Source organism: Testudinibacter aquarius (genome assembly GCF_004342725.1).
GTDB lineage: Bacteria > Pseudomonadota > Gammaproteobacteria > Enterobacterales > Pasteurellaceae > Chelonobacter > Chelonobacter aquarius.
Genome location: NZ_SMCP01000018.1, coordinates 1 through 20,222, shown reverse-complemented (window position 1 = coordinate 20,222; position 20,222 = coordinate 1). Strand labels below are relative to the sequence as shown.

17 protein-coding genes and 1 pseudogene are annotated in these 20,222 nt (G+C 46.8%); 7 read left to right on the top strand and 11 right to left on the bottom strand.

Features of this window, described 5'->3' with window-relative positions:
- Positions 1–328, top strand: a pseudogene (locus EDC16_RS12560) (hypothetical protein); the annotation flags it as partial.
- A gap of 101 nt (positions 329–429) precedes the next feature.
- Here the strand turns inward: EDC16_RS12560 and yihA are convergent.
- The 6 genes from yihA to EDC16_RS12530 form a co-directional block, all read right to left on the bottom strand.
- Positions 430–1,056, bottom strand: coding sequence for a ribosome biogenesis GTP-binding protein YihA/YsxC (yihA, locus tag EDC16_RS12555; protein WP_132968201.1), 627 nt, complete (start codon positions 1,054–1,056; stop codon positions 430–432).
- 15 nt (positions 1,057–1,071) lie between these two features.
- On the bottom strand, positions 1,072–1,671 hold the full coding sequence (locus EDC16_RS12550) for a hypothetical protein (protein ID WP_132968200.1): 600 nt from the start codon (positions 1,669–1,671) through the stop codon (positions 1,072–1,074).
- Between the two features lie 3 nt (positions 1,672–1,674).
- The gene (locus tag EDC16_RS12545) at positions 1,675–2,112 is read right to left on the bottom strand and encodes a DUF805 domain-containing protein (protein ID WP_132968199.1); all 438 of its coding nucleotides are present in this window, start codon (positions 2,110–2,112) and stop codon (positions 1,675–1,677) included.
- A gap of 17 nt (positions 2,113–2,129) precedes the next feature.
- Positions 2,130–3,839 carry a proline--tRNA ligase gene (gene proS / locus EDC16_RS12540; RefSeq protein WP_132968198.1) on the bottom strand — a complete coding sequence of 570 codons (1,710 nt, stop codon included), beginning with the start codon at positions 3,837–3,839 and terminating at the stop codon, positions 2,130–2,132.
- Positions 3,840–4,116: 277 nt separating this feature from the next.
- Positions 4,117–5,583: a surface lipoprotein assembly modifier gene (locus EDC16_RS12535; RefSeq protein WP_232517255.1), complete on the bottom strand. Its 1,467-nt coding sequence runs from the start codon at positions 5,581–5,583 to the stop codon at positions 4,117–4,119.
- Positions 5,584–5,650: 67 nt separating this feature from the next.
- On the bottom strand, positions 5,651–6,640 hold the full coding sequence (locus EDC16_RS12530) for a transferrin-binding protein-like solute binding protein (RefSeq protein ID WP_132968197.1): 990 nt from the start codon (positions 6,638–6,640) through the stop codon (positions 5,651–5,653).
- A 354-nt stretch (positions 6,641–6,994) separates the two neighbouring features.
- Here EDC16_RS12530 and EDC16_RS12525 point away from each other — a divergent pair, with 354 nt between their 5' ends.
- The 4 genes from EDC16_RS12525 (at position 6,995) to EDC16_RS12515 (ending at position 9,213) form a co-directional block, all read left to right on the top strand.
- Positions 6,995–7,786, top strand: a complete 792-nt coding sequence (locus EDC16_RS12525) for a DUF4198 domain-containing protein (RefSeq protein WP_132968196.1) — start codon at positions 6,995–6,997, stop codon at positions 7,784–7,786.
- Between the two features lie 4 nt (positions 7,787–7,790).
- Positions 7,791–7,928, top strand: coding sequence for a hypothetical protein (locus EDC16_RS12725; protein WP_157330499.1), 138 nt, complete (start codon positions 7,791–7,793; stop codon positions 7,926–7,928).
- 107 nt (positions 7,929–8,035) lie between these two features.
- Complete coding sequence (locus tag EDC16_RS12520; protein ID WP_132968195.1) at positions 8,036–8,371, top strand: PadR family transcriptional regulator; 336 nt, start codon at positions 8,036–8,038, stop codon at positions 8,369–8,371.
- Entirely contained in the window at positions 8,368–9,213 is an 846-nt protein-coding gene (locus EDC16_RS12515) for a DUF1700 domain-containing protein (protein WP_132968194.1), read from the top strand. The genes EDC16_RS12520 and EDC16_RS12515 overlap by 4 nt, the downstream gene beginning before the upstream one ends.
- A gap of 79 nt (positions 9,214–9,292) precedes the next feature.
- Here the strand turns inward: EDC16_RS12515 and EDC16_RS12510 are convergent, their stop codons facing one another.
- The 5 genes from EDC16_RS12510 to ilvG all read right to left on the bottom strand — a co-directional run bounded on the left by EDC16_RS12510 (position 9,293) and on the right by ilvG (position 16,927).
- Positions 9,293–11,299: a BCCT family transporter gene (locus EDC16_RS12510; RefSeq protein ID WP_132968193.1), complete on the bottom strand. Its 2,007-nt coding sequence runs from the start codon at positions 11,297–11,299 to the stop codon at positions 9,293–9,295.
- Between the two features lie 198 nt (positions 11,300–11,497).
- Complete coding sequence (gene ilvA, locus EDC16_RS12505) at positions 11,498–13,030, bottom strand: threonine ammonia-lyase, biosynthetic (protein WP_132968192.1); 1,533 nt, start codon at positions 13,028–13,030, stop codon at positions 11,498–11,500.
- Positions 13,031–13,045: 15 nt separating this feature from the next.
- Positions 13,046–14,887 carry a dihydroxy-acid dehydratase gene (ilvD, locus tag EDC16_RS12500; protein WP_132968191.1) on the bottom strand — a complete coding sequence of 614 codons (1,842 nt, stop codon included), beginning with the start codon at positions 14,885–14,887 and terminating at the stop codon, positions 13,046–13,048.
- Between the two features lie 87 nt (positions 14,888–14,974).
- Entirely contained in the window at positions 14,975–15,202 is a 228-nt protein-coding gene (ilvM, locus tag EDC16_RS12495) for an acetolactate synthase 2 small subunit (RefSeq protein WP_132968190.1), read from the bottom strand.
- 69 nt (positions 15,203–15,271) lie between these two features.
- Positions 15,272–16,927, bottom strand: coding sequence for an acetolactate synthase 2 catalytic subunit (ilvG, locus tag EDC16_RS12490; protein WP_132968189.1), 1,656 nt, complete (start codon positions 16,925–16,927; stop codon positions 15,272–15,274).
- Between the two features lie 375 nt (positions 16,928–17,302).
- Here ilvG and dld point away from each other — a divergent pair, with 375 nt between their 5' ends.
- The gene (dld, locus tag EDC16_RS12485; protein WP_132968188.1) at positions 17,303–19,006 is read left to right on the top strand and encodes a D-lactate dehydrogenase; all 1,704 of its coding nucleotides are present in this window, start codon (positions 17,303–17,305) and stop codon (positions 19,004–19,006) included.
- A 136-nt stretch (positions 19,007–19,142) separates the two neighbouring features.
- The gene (locus tag EDC16_RS12480) at positions 19,143–19,958 is read left to right on the top strand and encodes a shikimate 5-dehydrogenase (RefSeq protein ID WP_132968187.1); all 816 of its coding nucleotides are present in this window, start codon (positions 19,143–19,145) and stop codon (positions 19,956–19,958) included.
- Positions 19,959–20,222: the final 264 nt, after the last annotated feature.

Sequence of the window (20,222 nt, the reverse complement as noted above, 5' to 3'; positions counted from 1 at the left end):
TAAAGTCTGTTGTGAAGAGCTTTTTCATTGTCATTTCCTTTTTTATTACACAATAAAGTGGTCTTTAGTATGTTGCAAGGAATTAGACTATTACAATGGTAACGGCCGCACCGGTCGATTGATAATGAATGTAGAATTAATGAATGCAGGATATTCTATTGCTATTATCGAACCAATGGAAAGAGAAGACTATTATAATGCGCTAGAAAAAGCGGATGAGGGTGACTATCAACCGATTACCCGTCTTTTAAAAGACGCTGTACAACGTTCTATAGAACGTGAATTACAGGTAGTTTATCCTGAATGGCGAAAAGATCACATCGAATAAAGCAGCGTAGGGGCAATAATATCGCCCCAAACATTGCCTCATCAACTATCTTGATCAATAATCTGAAACTATTTGGGGCGATCATATCGCCCCTAACCGTTCTATTCTGCTGGTGCGCTAAAATTCGGGGCGAACCAGCTGTCCAGTTTTGCTGCTAGTTTGTCAATTCCAATTTTATTCAGTGCGGAAAATGCTTCGACTTGAATATCTCCCTGAAACGGCAGAATCGCCTCACGCACCAATTTCACTTGTTTGCTGCGTGCACTTTGGCTGAGTTTGTCGGCTTTGGTCAACAGCAGCAACAATGGTAACTCAGAGCTGACCGCCCATTCGATCATCTGTTGATCCAAGTCTTTTAACGGATGGCGAATATCCATTAAAATCACCACGCCCCCTAAGCATTCTCGTTTTTGCAGATATTCCCCCAGCGCTTGCTGCCATTTAATTTTCATCTGCTCCGGCACGGCTGCATAGCCATAGCCCGGTAAATCGACAATTTTACATTGTGGTTCCACTTCAAACAGATTAATTAACTGGGTGCGTCCCGGCGTTTTTGAGGTGCGAGCCAAACTTTTTTGATTAGTCAGGCTGTTAAGTGCGGTTGACTTGCCCGCATTCGAGCGACCGGCAAACGCAATTTCAATGCCGTTGTCTTCCGGCAGATGACGGATATCCGGTGCACTGGTTAAAAAATGGGTTTTTTGGTAATTCAATTTAATCTCTGACACGCTGTGTTCCTCGTGTTAATGGCAAATAAGATGCGCTAAAAAGGATCGGATTTTTTGATAACTGCCGTGCAATAAAGCGTCACCATCAAACTGATTTGGCTGCGACACCGGCGGAATCAGTTCACTGGTGTTGATGTGCAATAAGGCGTTGTCGCTAAATTCAAATTGTGAAATCAGTCCGCTCATGCGCAACTGTCCTTGTGGATCGCGCTGATAGAAGGTCAGCGCATGTTCAGCGTTCAATGGCTTGTGGTGGCGAAAGGCATGACACACATCCGTTGCCTGAATTTGATACACATCGACAAAACCCGCTTGCCCTAATTCGTAAAACTCCACACGCTCAATCTTGTGTGGAAGCGGTTGTTGCAGCGGATAATCCTGTTGGTTCAACGCCAACAGAATTTTGCGTTCACTCAGGGTTTGCAACTGAAAAGTGCGGTCGCCCTGCTTATTCTCGCTGCTGACGGTTGCCAAAGGTGTGCCATCGCCAGCAACACGAAAACTGAGCTGCTGTGGCTTACCGTGTAAATCAAAAAACGGCAAAGTGCGGTTCGAGCTGCCGCAAGCGGCAAGCAACAGGCAGGCTGTTATGCCCAACAACGGTTGTATTTTCATGGTTTATTTCAACTTAAATTGCAGTGCCAAGCCACGTTCGCCATAGCGGTTTGCTTCCGCTTGTCCACGAAAAACACCCCAGTCCAGCAACAATAATGTGCCGAAAAACAATGGCATAAATCGCCCCAATGCCCACGCCATCATGCCGTCGCTATACGCAGCAACAAAATAGCACAGCAGCGGAAATACCACGATAAAAACTGCCGTTCCACTGCGCCCACGATCGTGTAGACGTTTGACTACGATCGCCACCAGGCAGTACAGCACCAGCAACAACAACGCCGATGCCAAAAGTGCGGTCGCGGTTTGTTGGAATAACTGTTGCATCGGCAACAAATTCGCCAACAGCAATAATACAGCAAAGCAAATGCCGAACCCTTGCCAAAACCCTTTGCGGTTCAGGCGTCCTTTGAATGAAAACAGCAGTGACCACAATGACATGTTATTTTCCATCAGGCTTACAGTTGCCGGGCGATAAATGCCGCCACGTCTTGTTGGGCAATCATCTGTTTTTCACCCGATTTACGGTTTTTATATTCCACTTCGCCGTTTAGCAGGTTTTTCTCACCGATTACAATCGTATGCGGCACGCCGATCAATTCCATATCGGCAAACATCACGCCCGGGCGCTCTTTGCGATCATCAAAAATCACATCCACGCCTTGCTGCTGCAAAGTGCGGTAGAGTTCTTCGGCGTACTGCTGCACCGCCTCAGATTTGTGCATGTTCATCGGCACAATTGCCACTTGGAACGGGGCAATTTGCTGTGGCCAAATGATGCCGCGCTCATCATGGTTCTGTTCGATCGCAGCCGCCACCACACGGCTGACACCGATGCCGTAGCAACCCATGGTCATCACTTGCGGACGACCGTCTTCGCCTTGCACCGTGGCATTCATCGCTTGCGAATATTTGTCGCCTAATTGGAAAATATGTCCGACTTCAATCCCACGCTTGATTTGTAAGGTGCCGTTGCCACACGGGCTTGGATCGCCTTCCACCACATTACGCAAATCCGCCACTTGTGCCAGCGGCAAATCACGCAACCAGTTGATGCCGAAATAGTGTTTATCGTCAATATTCGCCCCGGCGCCAAAATCACTCATGTTGGCAACGGTACGATCAATCACCAGCGGAATCGGCAGGTTAATCGGCCCCAATGAACCCGCACCGGCACCAATTGCGGCACGAATTTCCGCTTCATCGGCAAACACCAGCGGACTGGCAACCTGTGCTAATTTTTCCGCTTTGACTTCATTCAGTTCATGATCGCCACGCACGATCAGCGCCACGAGTTGATGGCCGCTCTCTTCGCTGGCGTGTACGATCAAGGTTTTAACGGTTTTTTCAATCGGCAAGTCAAACTGTTCTACCAATGCAGCAATGGTTTTACAGTTTGGGGTATCGACCAAACGCAGTTCCTCGGTTGGCTCGGCACGTTCGCCTAAAGCGACCGCTTCCGCCAGTTCGATATTGGCGGCGTAATCCGATTCAGTCGAGAAAACAATATCATCTTCGCCGCTGGCGGCCAGCACTTGGAATTCATGCGAGGCACTGCCACCGATTGAACCGGTGTCGGCCTGCACCGCACGGAAATCGAGGCCTAGGCGGGTGAAAATATTGCTGTAGGTTTGATACATCACTTCATAAGTTTGCTGCAGGCTGGCTTGGTCGTTATGGAACGAATAGGCATCTTTCATCAAAAATTCGCGTGCCCGCATCACACCGAAACGTGGACGCACTTCGTCACGGAACTTGGTTTGAACTTGGTATAGATTAATCGGCAGCTGTTTGTATGAACTCAATTCACGCCGTGCCAAATCGGTGATCACTTCTTCGTGCGTTGGCCCCAACACGAAAGGACGCTCACCTCGGTCGGTGAAACGCAACAGCTCCGGACCATACTGCTCCCAACGCTCAGATTCTACCCACAGATCGCCCGGCTGCACCACCGGCATCGACACTTCCAACGCTCCGCTTTTGTCCATCTCTTCACGCACGATTTTTTCGACTTTACGCAACACTTTTAAGCCGGTCGGCAGCCAAGTGTACAACCCCGACGCCAACGGACGAATCATGCCCGCTCGCAACATCAGTTGATGGCTGACCACTTCCGCATTGTTCGGAGTCTCTTTTAAGGTTGAAAATAGATATTGTGATGTACGCATGGTATTTCCTGTAAATGGGTTTGATCTTGAAAAATTGGCGATATTCTAGCATTGGAACGGCATATTCAAAACAAAAATAGCCGTGTTCACGGCTCAGATTATTGACAAAGATATTTGATGAGGCAATGTAGGGGCGGATTATATATCCGCCCGTTTGCGAAGTGCGGTATAAGCACTTAATCAATAAAGAAAAAATACAAAGTGCGGTTCGGGCGGATAATTAATCCGCCCTTAGGCTGCCTTATCAATATCTTGCTCTGACTACAGCAAGTGCGGTCTAAAAGCGTTTGCTGACTTCCAGATAGAGTCGATTTTTATCGTAGCTGTAAAACGGATTATTGCTGTCTATTTTAGTATATGCCCAAGTCACTCTCGGGGTGATACCCCAGAAATGCAGGTTACGGTGCCAAATACTGAATTGTGCGCCGTATTCATCATTTTTTTGGCGAATACCGGTGAAATCAGCGGCTTTATACTGGCGTTTGGCGTAGTTGAGCGTGATTCTGGTAGAAATGCCGCCCATCCACTCCTGTCCCCAGCCGAGCCGTATATTTTTGCGCTGATAGGCATTATCCTTATGCCGTGCATTATCACGACTGTAGTCCACACCGACAACCCAGTATTGATCACTGCTTGGCATATACAACAACGTGTTTGACCAGAAATAGTTATTACCATTCAAGTGTTTGCGTGTCACATAACGCTGTTCCCCATACTCAAGTGCGGTCGAAATCTGCCAACGTGGCGCCAACCAATAGCTGAAATCCAAACGCAAACCGCTATTTTGAGAGAAACGCTTCAAAGCATCGCTGCCGGAAGCGCCACCGCCATACCAGCGTCTTTCGGTAAACGGCATCAACGTCACTTCGCTGCGTGCCGTTTGATAGCCCAAACCAGCGCTGATCCGTGCATTAAATTCATTGTATTTTTTGTTATCCCAATAGTAACGGCCATAACCGGACAGGCTCACTTTGCTGAAAAAGCCGTGTTGCAACGACCATTTTTTATCTGCGCCAAGATTGTAGCCAATCCCTTCCGCTTTTTCGCTTTGCCAAGCTTTCCAGCCGTTGACTTCCGTACCGGCTTTTGGTGCATTGTTGACGTTTGCCTCGTTTAAATAACTTAAACCACCTTGAAACGTCCACTGATCACGCCGATTAATTGCCGTTAAATAGCGGTCAATCAATTGTACAAATGCCGGCGACACATTTTCAGTGCGTAACTTTTCAAACTGATCCCGCGCCGCTTCATTATCATTATTCAAATACAGCACTTGCGCCATTTGGTATCGCACCGGAATCAAATTCGGGTTTTTAGCAAACAAAGTGCGGTATAAGCTCAATGCGCGAGCATAATCCTGTTGCTGCTGCGCTAAGATTGCCTCGCCCCACATCACTAGCATCGGATCGGTTTTGCCTTGCGCTTGATAAATCGGCAACAGCAGCGCTACACCCTCTGCGTTATTCTGCATTAATGCCGGCAGCAACGCCCGCAGCACCAACTCAGGATATTTCGCCAGCTCTTCTTTGCTGATTGAAATCGACTTAGGTTGCGACACCGCACTTGGAGCTTGTAATGTCGGTTGCGGTAACTGAGGCTGTGCCACCTGAAATTTTGACTCATCCAAACCTAAGCGTGGCGCCTGTTCGGTGGTCACGGTTTGTGCCTGCACTATGCCGCCAAATAAACCGCTAAAAATTGGCAACATTGCCATAGAAACAAGAAATTGATGGTTGATACGCATAATACTCTCAAGTAAAAAGGCTATCTGAATAAGATAGCCCGATTATAATCTATTTTATGAAATAAGGTTATTTTTGTTGCTCAGCGGCAAACACCACACCCCATTTACCATTATGCGCTTCACCGGCAATTTCTTCTGCTTTTTCACCGAAAAATGCGCCATTGAGTGGGGCAACGCGTTCACCTTCATTAATTTGTAAAATCGTTAGCGCATTATGTTCTGTATCATCATCAAGTCTAATTGTTGCATTTTCATTAAAGACTGCGGTACCAGAGATAGCAGCACCACTGATGGCACCCTCTAATAAGATAGCCTCATTGAATGCACTACCTTTAATTGCTTTATTATCAAAATCAGCGGTTAATTCAACATCACCCTCTGGGAAATAACCTCTAACTTTTTCATCTCCCATAGAAATAAACCGTATGGTATCACGCTCTCCACCCGAATAGCGCATTGTTCCTTTTTGTGGAACATTACTCTCTGGCGTTACTGCTCCGTTGTAGAAGGCATAAATTTGATCACCAGCCATAAAATCACCAATTTTTACGGATTTAATATTGGTTCTTGTTCCACAGCAAATACTTTTGATGTTATCAGACAACCAGACTGTGCTGATCGTAGTAATATCAATATTATTTGTATTCGGAATGACATTAAATTTCTGACCATCTATTACAACCTCATTAAGATTATCTGAAATTGTTGTAAATGATTTTGTATTCGCTGGTTTCGTTTTATCTGCTGCATAATTAAAACCGGCTCCGCTTAAAAGCGGTTTCACTTCTACCGGATTGCTTGGTTCCGACGGTGTTGGTGTAGTAGGTTGTGGTTGTGGTTGTGGTTGTGGTTGTGCTGGTGTTGTCGGTGTTTCTGTCGGTGTTGCTGGTTGTGCTGGTGTTGTTTGTGCCGGTGTGGCAGGTTGTTCTGATGATGTAGGATTTATCGGTGCCGGGGTTTCCGATGAACTGGAATCACCACCGCCACCACCACAAGCAGTTAAGACCAAAAGGCTAAGTGCGGTTAATCCTAATTTTATTTGTTGTTGTTTTTTCATAAATCACCTGTCTTTTTTAATTACGTGTTGCTGTTGAAAATAAATATACCCTTAGGTAGTTAATGTTTTTAAACGGTACACCCTTTGTAAAAAAATTCAAGCTTATCTCTTTTTTAAGGGGAAGTTTCCTCGCTATAAATCTTCAAATATTGATGCAGATCAACATTTACAAATGATATGCTTTATTATTTATCTAACAGATGGCTCAAGAGAACTTGCTATTTTCATCCATTGTTCTTTACAAATCTTTGGTTGTGCCATTAGCAGAATATGTTAATATCGCAATCAATTCTCATTTACATCAAATTAAGTGAGAATCAACAACGTTCATCTAAATGAGAAAAGGATATCTTAATGAAAAAAGTCATGTTGACCGCACTTTGTGCTCTCTCTGCCAGCAGCTTAAGTCAAGCCCATGATTTATGGGTGTATGCCCAAGATGCCAAACAAGGTAAACCGCTGCAAGCCGTGTTGGGCTATGGTGATAACTTCCCGGCAGGCGATCCGATTCCGGAAAAACGGCTGCATATTTTCCCACCACTAGAATTGGTGACGCCGAACAAAACCGAGGCGTTGCAACAGCAAGGGGAAAACTATCATTATGTCAGCCCGCAGGCTCTGGGCGCAGGCGAATATAAAATCAGTTCAACCTATCGTCCGACCTTCTGGTCAAAAAATGCCGACGGTTGGAAAATGCAAAACCTGAGCGAAGTGCCGGATGCCCACTATTGCGAGCAATCCAGTATGTACGCCACCACCTATTTTAATATTGGCGGCGCCAAAGTCAGCGAGTTTGCGCAAAAACCGGTCGGTTTAGAATTAGAAATCGTACCGTTGGTTGACCCGAGCCAAATCAAACCGATGCAAGTGGTGCCGGTGCAAGTGCTATATAACGGTGAGCCGGTGAAAGGCGCCACCATTATCGGCACGGCGGATACCTTGACTAAACTGGATTGGGATGCGGTGATGGATCATCGTGAACCGCAGGCATTTTCCGGCAAAACCGATAAAAACGGCGTAATGAATTTAATCCCGTTAGTCACCGGCAACTGGAAACTGAAAACCAGCCATGAAGCCGAATTCCCCGATCAAAAAATCTGTCAGAAAAAGAAAATGTATAGCACTTATACTTTCTCAGTAAAATAAAACGGTGCGAGCGCACCAACGAAAACAGCGGCAGGCAAGAATTTCTGCCGCTGTTTCAACCGCACTTTACTCCCATTACGCCGATTCCAACGGCGCCTGCACCATCAATTCGTTGGCTTCACTGTTGAACAACAGTAAATAGCTTTGATGTTGATATTATCCCAACACATAAAATAATTTTTAATACCTTGCATTACAAGGTATATTGCTATATGCTTTAGACATCGGTATTTCAAAATAAGGCTCATCATGCAAACACAACTACGCAAAGGGGTATTAGAGATGTGCATACTCGCACTTCTCAAACAACAAGACAGCTATGCCTACGATATGGTGCAGACCCTTGGAAAATACTTACCCATCAGCGAAGGTACGATTTATCCGCTGATGCGCCGTTTGCAAAATCAACAGTGGGTCGATACCTACTTGCAAGAATCATCCGGAGGACCTGCGCGTAAATTTTACCGCTTGACCGATTTAGGTAAAACCGAACTTCAATCCATGCAATCCCAATGGCAAGACTTTGCCAATAGTGTGAATCATTTCCTTAACAAAGCATCAAGCCACACAGGAGATCCATCATGATTAAAATCACTAACCAAAAAGAATTCTTAGCCCAACTGCAACAAGAATTAAAACATCTGTCATCGGCCGAATGTGACGACATACTCAATGATTACCGCAGTCACTTTGCCGAAGGTTTGGCGAACGGGCGTTCCGAGGCGGATATCATTGCAGGGCTGGGCGATCCAAGTGTCATTGCCAAAGAACTCTTGGCCAACCAATACATCGAACAATGGCAAAAAAAGAAATCCTTTAAAAATCTATGGTATGTGCTATCGGTCAATGCCAGTTTGGGTTTGGTTAATATTGGCGTTAGCCTGCCTGTATTGATGGGTATGCTCATCACAACCCTATTAAGCATTGGTTTCGGCATTTTAGCTGTACTCGGTACCGTTTTCGCACTCGCCTCATTGAGCCAACAACTTTTTGGCTTTCCTCAGCTCAATGCCTACCATTTGAACACGAGCGGCATCGGCCCTGTGTTGATTGACACCACACCAATCGGCCCTCGGCCTCCCAATATCGACATCAAAGGCAAAGATAATCAGGAATTCAAATTAGAACGAGGCAGTGATGGCTCAGTAACCATCTATACCCAGAAGGACGGAGAAACATTCACTATCGAGAAAAAAGCCGATGGTTCCATTGGTAAAATTTACGGTCAAAATAATCAAGGCGAATCAATTCATATTTCAGACATACGCAAACCCGGTTTCTGGTCACAACTATGTATAGGGCTATTTACTGCCGCCATCGGATTATTCGGTTTTTGGTTGACACGACGCACCATGAATCGCCTATTGAGTTTTTGGAAAAAACACCTGCAATGGACACAAACCACCCGAAAACAATTTATGCCCTGAGCGTCATAAAAATAAATTAAAGCGATAGGGTGGACACCTTATCGCTTTTTTTATAGCAAAATGAGGGGGCTCCGGCAGATTACGCCGTCGGCTCCAACGGCGCTTGCACCATCAATTCGTTGGCTTCGCTGTTCAGCAGCACTAAGTAACGTTGGTACTGTTTCAACACATCGGCGATCAACTCTTCCGTGGTCATATACTGCACATCGTAACCAATACGACCATCACCAAAATAGCTCACCGGTTCAAACACCTGTTCATGTTTCATACTTGGCACGCTCTGCTCTTCCTGCATCGAAAGTGCGGTATCTTTGCTTTGAATCATCACGCCGTAAATAAAGTCACGCATCACGCCTTTATGAATCACCAGTTCGATACTACGCTGTGGTTCATCCGTTTGGTTGATTTCGACCTGTAGCTGATGCTTATTCACTAATTCGTCGCGCAATTGGCTAAACGCCGGCTTGACTACCTGTTGTAAGAATTGCTGAATATCCTCTTCTTGGGTCTGCTTCAAAATCTGGCCTAAGCGCTTTTTCCATTTGTCACCACTCCAAAAAACCGTGGATTGGTTCAAACGGGTGTCGAAATAATTTTTATCCACCCGCAAGCCTTGCAGCAGACTGAAACACATCAACACCGTAATCACGGCAAACGGCAGTGCCACCACCAAGGTCATTGCTTGCACCGCACCCAAGCCGCCGGAATTCAGCAAGGCGATCGACAAAATAATCATCACCACGCCCCATAGCGCACTTTGCCACTTCGGCATATCCGCACTTTTACCGCTCGAGGCAATATTGTTTAATACAAAAATACCCGAGTCCGCTGAGGTGATAAAAAACAGTGACAAAATCAGCAACGCCAGCAAGCCACTCAAAGTCGATAATGGGAAATAGTCTAAAAACGCAAACAACAGGGTTTCCGACGCCCCGGTCAAGGCACTTAATGCCCCGCTATGTTTCACATCTTGCAAAATAGCGCTGTCACCGAAGATGGTAAACCACAGCAAATTGAAGGTCGCAGGGATGATCAATACCCCGAGGATAAATTCGCGAATGGTTCTGCCGCGTGAAATCCGTGCGATAAACAACCCGACAAAGGGCGCCCAAGAGAACCACCACGCCCAATACAGTACCGTCCAACCACTGAACCAAGCGGTGTGCTGCGAATCATAGCTAAAGGTACGGAAACTGATCTCAATCAGATTACTCAGATAATACCCGATATTTTCCGAGAAAACCGAAAGCAGATATACCGTTGAGCCGCTAAACAACACAAACAGCATGAGTATCAGTGCCAGGCTTAAATTGATTTCGCTTAAACGGCGCACGCCTTTGCCCACCCCGGAAATCGCCGACAGCACCGCAATGCTGACCACCACGATAATCACTAATGAATTGCTGAAAAAGCTGTTTTCGCTCAAAATACCCACCGCCTGCAGACCGGCATTCAGCTGTGACGAGCCGTAACCCAGCGTGGTGATAATCCCGAACAGCGTGGCAATCAACGCTAAGGCATCAATAATGTGTCCGTACACACCGTGAATTTTATCGCGGAGCAACGGATAAAACGCCGAACGAATCGACAGCGGCATCCGATAGCGAAAACCAAAATATGCTAGTGCTAAGGCAATCGTACCGTAGATCGCCCAAGGGTGTATGCCCCAGTGGAAAAAGGTGTAGAGCATGGCGTTTTTCTGTGGGCTATCTTGGGTAATTGGTGCCACCGAGTGCATCAACGGCTCCGCCACACCAAAATACATCAAACCGACCCCCATTCCGGCAGCAAACAGCATCGCCACCCAAGAGAAAAACGGATATTCCGCCTCTTCGTCATCACTGCCCAAGCGAATATCACCCAAGCTGCTCATCGCCAGTAGCAGCAAAAACAGAATAAAACAGCTGACCGACAAAATGTAAAACCAGCTGAAATAGTCAAACGCATAATTTTTTGCTGCATTCAATCCTTGCTGCATCGATTGGGGAAACACAATACAAGCTACCGCAATCAGCAGCACAAATAGAAAACTCGGAATAAAAACCGGCAAACTGAAAGTTGAATGTTTTTTTAGTAAAGAAAACAAACTATTAACTCCTTAGGTATTATTAAAATACATGCTTTATTTTTAGTTATAAGCATAAAAACCGCACTTATAATAATTTATTGGAATAAATAAATCAAATTTTAATCATAAAAAGGAATAAATGGTCAATACATTAGATAAAATTAGTATAAAAAAACCTGCTGGTTTAAGCAGGTTTGTCAGTTGGGTAAAATCGTTTTATTTCAGAAAATACTGATACGAATCCGAATCGGTAATATCCTGATAGGCGTAGCCCAACTCTTCCAAATGGTGTTGAAACACTTGTTCGGTGGCTTCGCTCAATTGGAAAGCGCAGAGAATATCACCGTAATCCGCACCGTGGTTGCGGTAATGGAACAGCGAGATATTCCACTGCGTGCCCAAGGTTTGCAGGAATTTGACCAGTGCGCCTTTCTGCTCCGGAAACACGAAACTGTACAGTCGTTCGCGTTGCGAACTGGTGCTGTGTCCGCCGATCATATAACGAATATGGGTTTTCGCGACCTCATCATCGGACAGATCTTTGACATCATAACCGTTCAAACGCAATTGACTGATGATCTCCTGTTTTTCCGTTTCGCCGCCACTGACCCGAACCCCGACGAAAATGCCGGCTTGCTGGTTGTCGGCATAACGGTAGTTAAATTCGGTCACTGCCCGATCGCCTAGTAAATGACAGAATTTAAGGAAACTACCCTTTTGTTCCGGAATCGTCACCGCAAGCAAGGCTTCATGTTTTTCGCCGATTTCACAACGCTCAGATACATAGCGCAGGCTATGGAAATTCAGATTTGCTCCCGATAGAATATTGATCAGCGTTTCGCCTTGAATGTTGTGCAGCTTGACATATTTCTTCAACCCCGCCAGCGACAATGCGCCCGACGGTTCGGAAATCGCACGCACATTTTCAAAAATATCTTTCACCGCTGCACAGATTTCATCGCTGTCAACGGTGATCACCTCGTCTAAATAGTGTTGGCAAACCCGAAAGGTTTCATCGCCAATCCGCTTCACCGCCACACCATCGGCAAACAAGCCGACCCGCTCCAAATCCACCGGTTCGCCGGCTGCCAGTGCGGCTTGCAAACAGGCAGAATCTTTTGATTCCACCCCGATCACTTTCACTTCCGGCATTAGCTGTTTAATTAACACCGCGACTCCGGCTGCCAAACCGCCACCGCCGACCGGCACAAAAATACGGTCGATATGTTGCGATTGCTGAATCAACTCCATCGCCAACGAACCTTGCCCGGCAATCACCGCAGGATGGTCAAATGGCGGGATAAAGGTCATATTATTGCTGTGCGACAGCTCAATTGCTTTGGCTTTGGCTTCGTCAAAATTGGCGCCATGCAGCAGCACTTCGCCGCCGAAACCACGCACCGCATCGACTTTAATCGACGGCGTATTTTGCGGCATCACGATCAGTGCTTTCAAGCCCAATTTTTTTGCCGAGAGCGCCACGCCTTGTGCGTGGTTGCCGGCAGAAGCGGCAATCACCCCGGCAGCTTTTTGCGCTTCACTCAACCCCGTGATCATGGCGTAGGCACCACGAATTTTGAAGCTATTGACCGCTTGACGATCTTCCCGTTTGATATAAATGGCATTGTCAAAGCGCTCGGATAATTTTGCCATTTTTTGCAATGGCGTGACCTCTACGACATCATAAATATTGGAAGTCAACACCGCTCTCAAGTATTCACTGCCGTTCGGTTGTGCTGAAAGTGTCATAATCCGATCCTACCGTCAATCCTGCAATTTACTGCGATCACGCACTGCGCCTTTGTCGGCACTGGTCGCCAACATCGCATAGGCTTTTAAGGCTAACGAAACCTGGCGTTGGCGATTTTTCGGTTTCCACCCCTGTTTCTCCTGCTCGGTACGGCGCCCGCGCAATACGCTGTCAGCTACCAATAATTCGATTTTACGGTTCGGAATATCAATCGAGATCACATCACCGTCTTGCACCAAACCAATAGTACCGCCGTTTGCCGCTTCCGGTGAAACATGTCCGATCGACAATCCTGAGGTACCACCGGAAAAACGTCCGTCGGTTAATAATGCGCACTCTTTACCTAAGCCCATCGATTTCAAATAGCTGGTCGGATACAACATTTCCTGCATACCCGGGCCGCCTTTCGGCCCTTCGTAACGGATCACCACCACATCGCCTGCAACAATTTTACCGCCCAAAATTGCCGCCACCGCATCATCTTGACTTTCGAACACTTTCGCCTTGCCTTGGAATGTCAGGATTGACTCATCCACACCGGCGGTTTTAACGATGCAACCGTTTTCCGCCAAATTACCGGATAACATCGCCAAACCACCGTCTTGGCTGTAAGCATGCGCTTTATTGCGGATACAACCGGAAGTGCGGTCGTCGTCCAGCGTGTCCCAACGGCAATCTTGCGAAAACGCTTCAGTGGTGCGGATACCCGCAGGGCCTGCGCGGAAGAAGGACCGCACTTTCTCATCATCGGTACGGATAATGTCATAGCGATCCAGTTGTTCCAACATCGAATAGCCTAACACGGTGCGGGTTTGGTTGTTCAGCAAGCCAGCACGATCCAATTCCCCCAGAATGCCCATCACGCCACCGGCACGGTGCACGTCTTCCATATGGTATTTGTTGGTATTCGGCGCCACTTTACTCAGGCACGGCACGATACGCGACAAGCGGTCAATATCATCCATATTAAAATCGACTTCGGCTTCCTGCGCCGCAGCCAAGAGATGCAACACGGTGTTGGTCGAGCCGCCCATGGCAATATCCAAGCTCATGGCATTGTCAAACGCCGCTTTAGTCGCAATCGAACGTGGTAGTACACTGTCGTCGTCTTGCTCGTAGTAACGTTTGCACAGTGCTAAAATTTGTGTGCCGGCTTGCAGAAACAGTTGTTTACGGTCAGCGTGGGTTGCCAAGCATGAGCCGTTGCCCGGTAAGCTCAAGCCTAAGGCTTCGGTCAGACAGTTCATCGAGTTGGCGGTGAACATGCCGGAGCAAGAGCCGCACGTCGGGCAAGCTGAGCGCTCAATCGCTTCACTATCGGCATCGCTGACCTTCGGATCGGCACTTTGAATCATCGCATCGACCAAATCCAGCTTGATCAACTTGTCGGACAGTTTAGTTTTGCCCGCTTCCATCGGTCCGCCGGAAACAAAAATGGTGGGGATATTCAAACGCAGCGACGCCATCAACATACCCGGGGTGATTTTGTCACAATTGGAGATGCACACCATTGCATCGGCACAGTGGGCATTGACCATATACTCGACCGAATCCGCAATCAGCTCTCGTGACGGCAGCGAGTACAGCATGCCGCCGTGCCCCATCGCAATGCCATCATCCACCGCAATGGTGTTGAACTCTTTGGCAATGCCGCCAGCGGCTTCAATTTCGCGCGCCACCAATTGTCCCATATCTTTTAAGTGCACATGACCGGGCACAAATTGGGTAAAGGAATTGACCACCGCAATAATCGGTTTGCCGAAATCCTGATCTTTCACTCCGGTCGCACGCCACAGCGCGCGTGCGCCCGCCATATTGCGACCTTGGGTGCTGGTCGCCGAACGTAATTTAGGCATCTTTTTTCCTCTTTTATATTAATCGGTTATCCAAAGTGCGGTTTGACCGCACTTTTATATTATCCACTGGGCTATACTTTCATCAGACTATGCTTTCACTGCCACATATTGCACATCAAACAACTTGTCCAATTGGTTGATCAAAGCGTCGATCGGGCGTTCTGTCATCACGCTAAAATCCAAGCAAATCTGCTCTGTTGTCGACGTCATATGTAATTGGCTCACGCAATAACCGCGATGGCGCACCACCCGCAGTACTCGCTCCAACACTTCCGGTCGCCATTGGGCTTGTAGGGTCAACTGATACTGTTTCATGTTTCTCTCTTCACTGATTCAAACAAACGGTTGATTCAAACCGCACTTTGGCTTTTTAAATGCCGATAACTAAACACCAATGTCTTCCAACATCGTTTCATTGCTTGCCCCCGGCGGCACCAGCGGCCACACGTTTTCATCGGAGTCGATGCAAACATGCAGCAGATAGGCACCTTCACTGTCGAGCAGGCGCTGCAAGGCGTCTTGCACCTGATAGCCGTGTTCAATTCGCTCGCCTTGAATACCAAACGCCGCAGCCAAGATCACAAAATCCGGGTTGTCATCTAAAATGGTTTCGCTGTGGCGCCCATGGAAAAACAGTGACTGCCACTGACGCACCATGCCCAAACGTTGGTTATCCAACAATAAAATTTTAATCGGCAGTTTACCACGTTTAATCGAACCCAGTTCCTGCACATTCATCATAAATGAGCCGTCGCCACTGACCAAAATCACGCAGTCGTTCGGACGTGCTTTTTGCGCCCCGACCGCCGCCGGCAAGCCGAAGCCCATTGTGCCCAAACCTGCCGAAGTGAGATAATTTTCCGGTTGATTGTGTTGCATATGCTGCGCCGACCACATTTGGTGCTGCCCGACATCGGTGGTGACCACCGCACTTTGCGGTTTCATTGCCGACAGTGTTTTCAATAATGTCCAAGGGTGAATAGTGGCTTGCCCTACGTTCGGCGGATAGACGAATGGGAAATCCTGAATTAAACGCTGAATATCCTGTTGCCAAGGTACAATATCCAATTCACAACACAAGCCTTGAAAGGCTTGGCTTAAGTTACCACGCAACACAACATCCGCTTGGCGCAATTTATTGATTTCTGCAGGGTCAATATCCGCATGGATCACTTTTGCGTGCGGTGCAAAAGTATCCAATTTACCGGTCACCCGATCATCGAATCGCGCGCCAAACACCAGCAATAAATCACTCTCTTGCACCGCATAATTCGCTGCTTTGGTACCGTGCATACCCACCATCCCCATATAATACGGGGTGTCGGCGGCAATTGCGCCTAAACCTTTGATGGTAGAAATAGAAGGAATTTGGGTTGTTTGCAAAAAATTCCGCAACGCCGGAACCGCACTTGCCATGCCAACACCACCGCCGATATATAAAACCGGGCGTTTGGCTTGCTGCAACAACAACTTTGCCTGTTGTAAGTTCTCGGCAAGCTGATCAGCTGCGCTATCCAATGCCAAAACTATCGGTTGTGCCGTTGTTGGCGCAAACTGTACATCTTTTGGAATATCAATCAACACCGGCCCCGGGCGACCACTTTGTGCAACTTGAAACGCTTGTGCCAGAATCAGCGGCAGCTCTTCAATATTCTGCACGATAAAACTTTGCTTGGTGCACGCCAACGATAAACCTAAGACATCAATTTCCTGAAACGCATCAGTGCCGATAAACGGGGTCGCCACTTGTCCGGTAATCGCTACAATCGGCACCGAGTCCAACAGTGCATCTGCCAATCCGGTAATCAAATTGGTGGCGCCCGGTCCTGAAGTCGCAATGCACACTCCCACTTTTTTGCTGGAGCGAGCATAACCGATTGCCGCCATTGCCGCGCCCTGCTCATTACGGCACAACAAATGATCCAACCCTGAATCGTAAATCGCATCATACACCGGCATAATCGCGCCGCCGGGATAACCAAAAATCACCTCGACCTGATGCGCTTTCAAACTCTCTGTGACTAATCTCGCTCCGTTCATTTCTTCCCCATTTACCGCACTTTGAATTGATAAACCATTTTTAAAACCACAAAAAAACCCTCACCGGTTAGCGAGGGTTTACTGATAACAGACTGGTACAGACCAATTAACAACACCGCTCGCTGTCGGTGATAATAATCACCAACCCGAGAAGAGTGCTAATAATTCGGCTTACTTGCCTTTTTTGCTGCATTGATTATACCAATCTGCTCTAAATTCATTCATCTGGTTACATAAATACCATATTTTTCTAACGCTGCAAAACTTTTTTTCAATTTATGCCTAAATCTGGTGTTAAACCATTTCAGGCTGTTTATTTTGAAACAAACGGTATAGACTAAAGTGGCTTACCTGCCAAAAATTAAGGAAAATCGTATGGCGTCCTATAATCAAAAACAAAGTACTTTAATCCAACAACTTAAAAAAATCGTCGGCGAAAAGCATCTACTGACAGAGCCGAACCGCACTTTGCCCTATCGACAAGGCTTTCGTTTCGGCAAAGGGCAAGCATTAGCGGTGGCGATTCCCGCCTCTTTAATTGAACAATGGCGCATCTTACAAGCCTGTGTCAAAGCTGATGTGATTGTAATTACCCAAGCGGCAAATACCGGTTTAACCGGTGGTTCCACCCCTGACGGTAATGAGTATGACCGTGATATTGTGATCATCAATACGCTGCGAATCGATCAGATTCAACTGATTAACCATGCCGAACAAGTCGTCTGCCTACCCGGTAGCACCCTGTTTCAATTAGAAGCCGAATTGCTGAAACATGGACGCGAAGCCCACTCGGTGATCGGCTCATCTTGCCTAGGCGCTTCAGTGCTGGGCGGAATCTGTAATAACTCTGGCGGTGCATTGGTGCAACGTGGTCCGGCTTATACTGAAATGGCGCTGTTTGCGCAAATTGACAGCAACGGAGAGCTTCACCTTGTCAACCATTTGGGCATCGAATTAGGTGACGATCCCGAAGAGATTTTGTCGCGCCTGGAACAGAAGCGTTATTTGGAATCCGATATTCAAAACGACGATCGTCTCGGACACGATCACCATTATTGCGAACACGTTCGCCAAGTAGATGCCGACAGTGCCGCACGCTTCAACGCAGATCCGCGCCGTTTGCACGAAGCCTCTGGCTGCGCCGGAAAATTGATGGTGTTTGCGGTGCGTTTAGACACTTTTCCATTGGAAAAAAATACGCAGGTTTTCTATATCGGCAGCAACCAAACCGCCGAACTAGACGACATTCGCCGCCATATTTTAACGCAATTCCAATCCCTACCGGTCTCAGGCGAATATATTCACCGCGAAGCCTTTGATGTAGCAACGGTTTATGGCAAAGATACGTTTTGGGCAATCAAAAAATTGGGAACTAATAACTTACCCAAATTATTCAGTTTAAAAAATAAAGTGGATCGAATCTGCGACCAAATTTCTTTTCTACCAAAACATATTTCCGACAAAATGTTACAGCTTTTCAGTAAAATTTTACCGCAACATTTACCGAAAAAAATGCTGGAATATCGCGATCGCTATGAGCATCATTTAATTTTGAAAATGGCAGGAAGTGGCATTGCAGAGGCAAAAGCCTTTTTAGAACGCTATTTTTCCGAGCATAGCGGTGACTTTTTTATTTGCAACCCGCAAGAATCACAAGCGGCGATGCTGCACCGTTTTGCGGTTGCCGGTGCGGCTGTCCGTTATCGGATTATTAATCACAAAACGGTTGAAGATATAGTGGCGCTAGACGTTGCGCTGCGCCGCAATGATCGCGAATGGTTTGAGACCTTGCCTGCTGAACTCGATCAAAAATTTATTCATAAACTGTATTATGGTCATTTTATGTGCCATGTGTTCCATCAGGATTACATTGCCAAAAAAGGAACTGATCCGGTCGCGTTGGAAGAGGAGATGCTGGAATTGTTTGATCAACGTGGCGCACAATACCCGGCGGAACACAATGTCGGCCATCTTTATCATGCCAAGCCGGAACTGAAAAAATTCTATCGCGATCTGGATCCGACCAATAGTTTCAATCCGGGTATCGGCAAAACATCTAAATTAAAAAATTGGCAATAGATCTAAAGTGCGGTTTGGCTGACCGCATTTTCAACCCAGCTGAATCGCTTCAGTTTTTTATTGAGAAAACGATTCAGATCAAATTTAGCAACGAAATTTAGGATATACTGAAAAAAATATCAACAAGGAGACGCTTATGATTAATAAAGATACCCAGCTCTGTATGTCACTTTCCGGCAGACCTGGCAATTTTGGCACCTTATTCCACAACTACCTTTACCAGAAGCTAGGCTTGAATTTCATCTATAAAGCTTTTACCACCCAAGATATTGAGCATGCAGTAAAAGGCGTGCGCGCCTTGGGCATTCGCGGTTGTGCGGTTTCAATGCCGTTTAAGGAGAGCTGTATTGCGTTTTTAGATGAACTCTCCGCCTCCGCCAAAGCCATTGACTCTGTCAACACCATCGTCAATGACAACGGTTATTTAAAAGCCTATAACACCGACTATATTGCAATCGCCAAACTGATCGAAAAATATCAGCTTAATCCAAAATCCAGTGTAATCGTACATGGCAGTGGTGGTATGGCGAAAGCGGTAGTGGCGGCATTTAAAGATGCCGGCTTCAAAACGCTCAGCGTATACGCCAGAAATCCGCAAACCGGCAAACACTTAGCCGAATTATACGGTTATCAATATATAACCAGCCTTGAACAGGTAAAAGCGGATATTATCGTCAACGTAACCCCGATTGGAATGGAGGGAGGCAAAGAGGCAACCGAGCTTTCCTTTCCCTTGGCAATGATCGAACAAGCGACCACCGCCTTTGATGTGGTAGCATTACCGGCGGAAACCCCACTAATCACCACCGCACAAAAACTGGGAAAGCAGACAATTTCCGGGGCAGAAGTGATTGTGTTGCAAGCGGTAGAACAATTTGAGCTTTACACTGGAAAACGACCTGATGAAGCATTAGTTGCTGAAGCCAGTACCTTTGCCAGAGCAAACACCTGATTCCAAGAGCACTATCCAAAGTGCGGTCAACCGCACTTTAACCGCGATTAGCCTCATTAGCCTCATTAGCCTCATTAGCCTCATTAGCCTCATTAGCCTCATTAGCCTCATTAGCCTCATTAGCCTCAATTGGCATAGTAGCCGCAAACGCAAAAAACCCCTAACATCACTGCTAGGGGTTCTCACTTTACTTACTTTCGTGTTCTTTGTATTTTTCGTGTTCGGTAAAATCCGGCGGTGTCCTACTCTCACATGGGGAGACCC